Origin of the sequence: Blautia sp. DFI.3.45 (assembly GCF_020593505.1) — a bacterium.
In the GTDB taxonomy this organism is placed as follows: Bacteria; Bacillota; Clostridia; order Lachnospirales; family Lachnospiraceae; genus Blautia_A; species Blautia_A wexlerae.
Map to the genome: position 1 here is coordinate 51,181 of NZ_JAJDMI010000023.1, position 6,660 is coordinate 57,840.

The 6,660-nt window shown below is 38.6% G+C and carries 8 protein-coding genes; all 8 read right to left on the reverse strand.

Annotated features, from left to right (window positions below; all coding sequences use genetic code 11):
- Position 1: 1 nt before the first annotated feature.
- The 8 genes from LJE09_RS09830 to LJE09_RS09865 all read right to left on the reverse strand — a co-directional run bounded on the left by LJE09_RS09830 (position 2) and on the right by LJE09_RS09865 (position 6,491).
- The gene (locus LJE09_RS09830) at positions 2-916 is read right to left on the reverse strand and encodes a nucleotidyl transferase AbiEii/AbiGii toxin family protein (protein ID WP_118574711.1); all 915 of its coding nucleotides are present in this window, start codon (positions 914-916) and stop codon (positions 2-4) included.
- Entirely contained in the window at positions 903-1,526 is a 624-nt protein-coding gene (locus LJE09_RS09835) for a DUF6088 family protein (RefSeq protein WP_025580240.1), read from the reverse strand. Before LJE09_RS09835 ends, LJE09_RS09830 begins: the two co-directional genes overlap by 14 nt.
- 294 nt (positions 1,527-1,820) lie before the next feature.
- Positions 1,821-2,465, reverse strand: a complete 645-nt coding sequence (locus LJE09_RS09840) for a hypothetical protein (RefSeq protein ID WP_118614038.1) — start codon at positions 2,463-2,465, stop codon at positions 1,821-1,823.
- Positions 2,466-2,748: 283 nt separating this feature from the next.
- The gene (locus tag LJE09_RS09845) at positions 2,749-3,369 is read right to left on the reverse strand and encodes a DUF3786 domain-containing protein (protein ID WP_118614040.1); all 621 of its coding nucleotides are present in this window, start codon (positions 3,367-3,369) and stop codon (positions 2,749-2,751) included.
- Positions 3,370-3,445: 76 nt separating this feature from the next.
- A complete protein-coding gene (locus LJE09_RS09850; RefSeq protein ID WP_416386356.1) occupies positions 3,446-4,375 on the reverse strand; it encodes a calcium/sodium antiporter in 930 nt (309 codons plus the stop codon).
- Positions 4,376-4,843: 468 nt separating this feature from the next.
- Positions 4,844-5,209, reverse strand: coding sequence for a fluoride efflux transporter CrcB (crcB, locus tag LJE09_RS09855; protein WP_008705128.1), 366 nt, complete (start codon positions 5,207-5,209; stop codon positions 4,844-4,846).
- Positions 5,210-5,279: 70 nt separating this feature from the next.
- On the reverse strand, positions 5,280-5,741 hold the full coding sequence (locus LJE09_RS09860) for an NUDIX hydrolase (protein WP_227311270.1): 462 nt from the start codon (positions 5,739-5,741) through the stop codon (positions 5,280-5,282).
- Positions 5,742-5,825: 84 nt separating this feature from the next.
- Positions 5,826-6,491, reverse strand: coding sequence for an energy-coupled thiamine transporter ThiT (locus LJE09_RS09865; protein WP_025580146.1), 666 nt, complete (start codon positions 6,489-6,491; stop codon positions 5,826-5,828).
- Between the last annotated feature and the right edge of the window lie 169 nt (positions 6,492-6,660).

A 6,660-nucleotide genomic window follows, 5' to 3' on the forward strand; every position in this document is an offset into this window, starting at 1 on the left:
CTTATCGTAATATACTTCTAACCAAATCAATGTAATTCAGCTTTACCGTTTCATAGGAAATATTGTCAGAAATCAATTTCATAGTTGAATCAGCATAATCATCAGCATAAAAATCTTCTCTTATGAGTTTTTCTGCTACAGCCAGCAGATCAACATCCTCCCTGGCAGACGGGGTTATTTTAATATCCATGCCTGATCTGTGCTTTCTAACATCTGCAAAGAGCCTTTTGAAATCATCATCTATTGAAATATAATTTTTCAGCTTAAAGATATCATATAAGTGTCTGGAATTTCTCGTTGCTCTTCCTACCATATAATAATCACACACAGCAAAAATTTTATCTATAATTGTTCTGGATAGTGCCTGTGTCTTCATCTTAAATGGTTCTAACCCATAGTCTCTCAAAATCTCCGCTTCTTCTGTTGCGAGACAATCAAATATTATACTTGTAATTTCCTTTTCTTCTGTTGGATAAGAATACGACATCAATGCTGTCTCCAGCTTCACATATGGTCGCAGACCTCTTTTATCTTCTGAGCAAACTGAATCATATAAGAAATCATAGTGATTATAGTCCTTATCGCTTTCAATAAACTTCCAATTATCAATTGCTAAGTCTAAATCTTCGCTAATTGGTTGTAATAACTGATATTTGATTTTCTTTCTTCTGGCTTCTCCCAAATGTTCTTCAAATGTAATATCAATATCCTCTGAAAAACGGTCTATAGCATGATAAGCCTTGGAAAGGGATGTTCCACCCTTAAACACCACATTAGGATTTCTCTGTACAAGTTCTTTTAATATCATTGTCACATAATAATCTTTTTCCACGATACTTTCATCTATGCCCGTTCGCTCTGATACCGTTACAATAATATCCCTCAACAATTCCTTATCATCTTTATGCAAATACATCATCCAACCTCAATTCATAATAATATTTAAATATTGCAATCGGAAACTCTCTTATATAACTATCCACGTCTTTTTTTGTGATGCCATGTATCCGCACAAATTGGGATACTTTATCATGAGCCACATCATAGCTTTCATCCAGATACACATCCAGATTCTTTAATAAGTCAAGTAACTGCAGCACATAAACATTTTCTTCATTTACCGGAACCACTGGCTTTCTTACAATGAATGTTCTCTTTCCAATTGGAACTTCTCTTACTTTTGCAGCCATATTGTTGCTTACAATCTCAACTTTATTGGGAACCTGCGTTGAAATTCCCAACTGATTGGCAAATGTATTTCCCGAATAGAAGCCATCTACTTTCCCACCTCTGGAAACATATTTGTATCTGGCAACCGTATCTGCATTTACACCTACACTTGTTTTTAATCGTGATTTCTTAGGCAAATAATAAATGCCGTTCTCATATTTCTGCAGTTTTCCTTCATTGCATAACTTTTTTAACTGCTGGTTTACTGCAGATTTTGTAATTCCCTTAATCACTATATCAGAAAAGAATATAGGCTCTGCTTCCTTATAATTGTTTTTCAAAAATTCATATAGCATAAACCTCTCTCCTCCTATCTAAATATTTGTAACCAGTTAAGTTATTTTTGTTAATTATATTCTATTCTTATTCTTAAGCTCTGTCAATGTTATTTTGATAGCTATTGTTAGTGTATCCAGAGCAGAATAAAACATAAAAAAATCTTTCATTCTTTTCTCTGGACAAATAAAAATACGGCATCACACAGACCGGCTCATGTGATACCGTAATATTCTTTCTTATATCTTCAGCACTCGCAATCACAACCTGCAACGATAATAATATGACACACAGAATGATTGCTGTAATTTTTCTTAAAACAACAGCTCCATCTGATCCCCCACTTCAATTCTTGCAGTGACAAGTTCATCCGGTTCTTTCCCTCTTTTATGTTCAGCTTTCAGATACTGCGTACCGCCTCTCAGACTTGCAGCGATCAGATTCAGCACATATATATTGTCAAAACGATTATAGATGGACTCTCCGCCCAGATCGGTAAGACAGATAAACTGTGTGTTGCTCTTTTTTGCCATATCCATCAGTGGGATCAGCAGATGGGAGGCATTGGTCTGCGCAAACGGATTGTCCATGATCAGAACCTTTCCCTCATTTTTATCTGCAAAAATGTCTGTATCATCCCGTCTCATATAATACAGAAGGCTGGACAGGATTACAAATGCAGACAGGAATCCTTCTCCACCTGAGTTTCTGGAAACCTCTTTCCAGGTAATCGGATATTCCCTCTGGGCTTCGATATCATCCATGGTACAGTTCTCTTCCCGCAGAGACTGCTCCATAATATAAAGCATTACTGCAAAAATAAGATTCATCTGTTCATCAAATTTCAGAAAGCCAAACTGTTTCCAGGATGTCTTCTGAATACTGTTTTGGATAAGAACACCGTACAGGCCTACATTTTTCATTCGTTTTGGAAAGTTTTTCAGAAATTCGTATTGCAAAGCTGCTTCCCTTGAATCAAGCGGATATTCGCAATCCGCTTCGCTACTTGCTCATAACCGAATAACTGCTCCGCAGTTTATCAGAAGGAGCTTGCACTCCTCCTGATACAAGCAAGTCCCCACCCACTGCTTATTGCTTTTCGCAATTGAAGCAGGGGACTTACTTGATTCGGTTAAATATGGTTTTTACCCTATTGTTTCTATAGTATAAATTTGCGTAACTGCACAAATCCTGTATCAGAAATCTGTAGATATCCCCTCCGAGGGATCGGCTACAGTGTATTCAGCCAATTGTCTGCAGTATAGCTTTCAGAAGATCCCCCTGAAGATAATAGGTCGTCTCAAAATGAAGATATGATAACGATACTTTATCCCACAACAATAAGATCTTTGGCGGGAATTCTTCATCCCCATCCCAGAACTGAAGCAACACAGAGAACTCCGGAAGAACCGGCATTTCAAATGTCAGATCTGCCCCTGCCAGACGTTTCGTCTGCTTTCCTCCCAGACAGATACAGGCCTGCTTTAACTCTTCCACTTTGCCGGAAAATGCTCTTGCATACTTTTCCACAAAAGGATCTGTTGATGGACTGCTCCCGGCAGTTACAAACCTTCCCACAGGCTGCCACTGCCCGGTAAGAGGAGGCAGTATCTCCTGCCCGGAACAGCAGAGGAAATCATAGATTGTCATAACAACTGTATATTCTCTGCAGTCCGTCCATTCTTCGCCTGTGGCATATTCAATAGCACCGTTTCTGCGATTGATCCGATATTCTGTTCCAATATATTTCAAATACAGATATTCTTCATCATGTTTCAAGCAATATTTCTCTATCAGTTTATCCTGATCATATTTTAAAAACAACTCTCTTCCTGTATATACCTGTTTTTCATAATTATCCATAATATACTTTATTCCATTTCTTATTTTAATCGAATCAAGTAAGTCCCCTGCGGAGGTTGTGAAAAGCAATTATTCGTTATACCAGACATAAATACAGGAAATATGCGACATAACACAACAGCATAACCACACCACAGGGTTTTCTTAATTCTTTATGTCTGAATGTACCAATCCAGAGTATTGCTCCACACAGAACTGCAATTACAGTATCAATAATAAATTTGCTCTCAAACGGCACAGTACAGATGAGAGCTGTTGTACCGATAACAAACAAAATATTAAAAATATTGCTTCCGACTATATTTCCAATGGCAATTCCTGTATTTCCTCTTCTGGCAGCTGTTACTGATGTGACAAGTTCCGGAAGAGATGTTCCCAGTGCAACAATTGTCAGCCCGATAAATCTCTCACTCATGCCAAAATAACGGGCAATCTCCGTTGCTCCGCTGACTGCAAAATCACTGCCCTTTACGACCAGAATTCCACCGATCACCATCAGGAGCATACATTTCCATATCGGATTATCCTTTGCTTCTGCTTCTTCCTGATCGTTCCCTTTCTTTGCCATCACAAACAGATATCCCAGATATATCAGAAACAGGATCCAGAAAATCACACCTTCAATAAAAGTCACCTCTGAACCTGTGATTCCAAAGATCAGCAAAACAATTGTTATCACTGTCATAAACGGAATTTCGTAAAGAAGCGTGGATTTTTGAATCGCTACATTCGTAATTACTGCTGTGATTCCCAGGATAATCAGAATATTCAGGATATTACTTCCGACTACATTTCCAATGGTAATACCTGCATTCTTATTTATTGCAGCAGTAATACTGACTGCTGCCTCCGGCATGCTGGTTCCCATTGCTACAATGGTTAATCCGATGATCAACTGTGGAATTCCCAGCTTTTTCGCAATACTGGCTGCACCCTCCACAAACCAGTCTGCACCTTTCACCAGAAACAAAAAACCTGCCAGCAAAATAATAACCTGTAAAAACATCATTTCTACCTCTCTTTCTTTTATTACGTACTCACAAAATCAAATATAAAAAGATTCCGGGAATACATTTATTTTGCAGTAGGTATAAAAAAAGAGACTCCTACTGCATTCACAGTAAAAGTCTCGCAATTTCATCACTTTCCGAGTTATATGTTTCAATAACTGTCCTGACGAAGAAGTGAACCGAATCTACTCGGCAAGCTACTCCCTTTTTACAGATATATTCTAACAAACTGGCTCTTAAAAATCAATTATTTTTTATCATAAGATTCTTCATTAGATTCTTCATAATCCATAATATAAAAAGAAGCCTCGTTACTGCGAACGGAGTGAACAGTAATGTAGCCACCTCCCTGTGTCAGAATCTGCATCAGAAATCTGCAGTATTTAAAATTTCCGTATGTCCATTCAGCAGGTAATTGCGCATACTGAAAAAAGGATCTTTATTTTCCAGAATCAAGAAGCAGCTTATCTTACAGTAAGATATTCCACTGCAAAAATCGCCAGCACACCTACCAATACACTAAGTAATACATAACACAGAGCTATTCCCATATGTCCATCCCGGATCAAATCCGAAGATTCCAGTGCAAAGGTTGAGAATGTGGTAAATCCACCGCAGACTCCCACCTTCAGAAACAAAATCATCCTTGGTGGAACAGACAATTTCGCCGCCAGTACTGTGATTGCTCCGATCACAATACATCCAATCACATTGATACAAAAGGTTTTTACCGGAAAAATCATGGTTTCTCCTGTGGGAATCAGCCCGATCAGATACCGCAATACTGCTCCTGCAAAACCACCCAGCCCTACTGCCAAACAATTCATCATTTTATCTCTCCAAAATCATCCGCTTCGCTACGCGGCTCTATACCGAATAACTGCTTCGCAGTTTATTCGGTTAATATAAATTTACTTGCTTATCTACGAGTTTTTCCCCTTCATACTGCAATTTTAAAGAAAAAAATCGCTCATCTCCTGAAAGAAGCAAATCCAGAAAAACTCTGTCACCTTCCCATGTGGGAAGTGTCGGCACAACAGCTTTATCTATCCAGTAAAGTTCTCCTTCATTGCATTCTGTTAATTCACCGATATATTCGTTGGCTGTAAATACACACATAAGCTCCGGTTCACATTTATCGCTTATAAATGTAACCAGACCTCGAAGTTTATATGACGTCAGAGTTAATCCTGTTTCTTCTTTTACCTCACGCAAAAGACATTCCTCCGGGGATTCCTGGCCCTCTGTATGTCCGCCAACTCCAATCCACTTTCCCTCATTTATGTCATTATGCTTTTTTACCCTGTGAAGCATCAGATATTTGCCATTATTTTCTATATAGCATAAAGTCGTTATTGTCATTCTTACACTTCCCTAAACAAAATTACCATACCAAATGTTCTGAGTACCAGGCAACGACACATCCCTGTTGCCAGACAAAACAAACTACTGCAGTGCGGCACGCTTTACCTGGGTCAGTGCCTTCGACACCGCAGGTACTGAAATGATGATTACTGTGATAATGCCCTCTGCCAGCAGATAGCTGTAATTGTATAAGATCGGATATACGGCTGTCAGAGATTTCGGGAAATTGTCCGGCATATAGCTCATCCAATAAAGATAACCGCCCAGAGAATGAAAAGCTCCTCTGGCAATTACAGCTATTATGTATCCTTTCAGAAGTCCATGACTCTGTTTTGCAAATAATCCTGCCAGTCCAAGTGCCGCAAATGCAAGTATGTAATCACAGCACACCTGAAAAAATGAAAGTATATAAGGCTCCTGGATAAACTGCAGGATTCCGTAAGCAAACCCGGCCATAATACCTGTTCCGACCCCATACCAGTTTGCAATCAGAACAATAAAAAGCATACTGCAAAGAGTGACGCTTCCTCCCCACGGCAGTTTGAAGATTTTCAGATAAGACGTAATAAAAGCAAGTGCAATAGCTACGGCACAGAATACCAGTTGTCTTGTGGTAAGCTTTTTCTTGTCTGAATTCTTCCCTGCAAAATAAATCGCCAGGAAAAACAAAATGATTCCGGCAATAACTGTAATCACATATCCGGCAGTTGTAAGTCCGCCATCAGCAGTTACCATAAAACCAAACATAAAATGACCTCCCTCTTGTTATTGATTTTTGTTTAATTGATTTTATCTGTTGTTCAGATACTAATTTATTATAAGGATTTTATCATTTTTCGTCAATTATTCGTCGCTTACGTTGTGAATTAAAAACTTTATCCTCACACGACTGAAGTCGCGTGCTTCCAGACGCTTT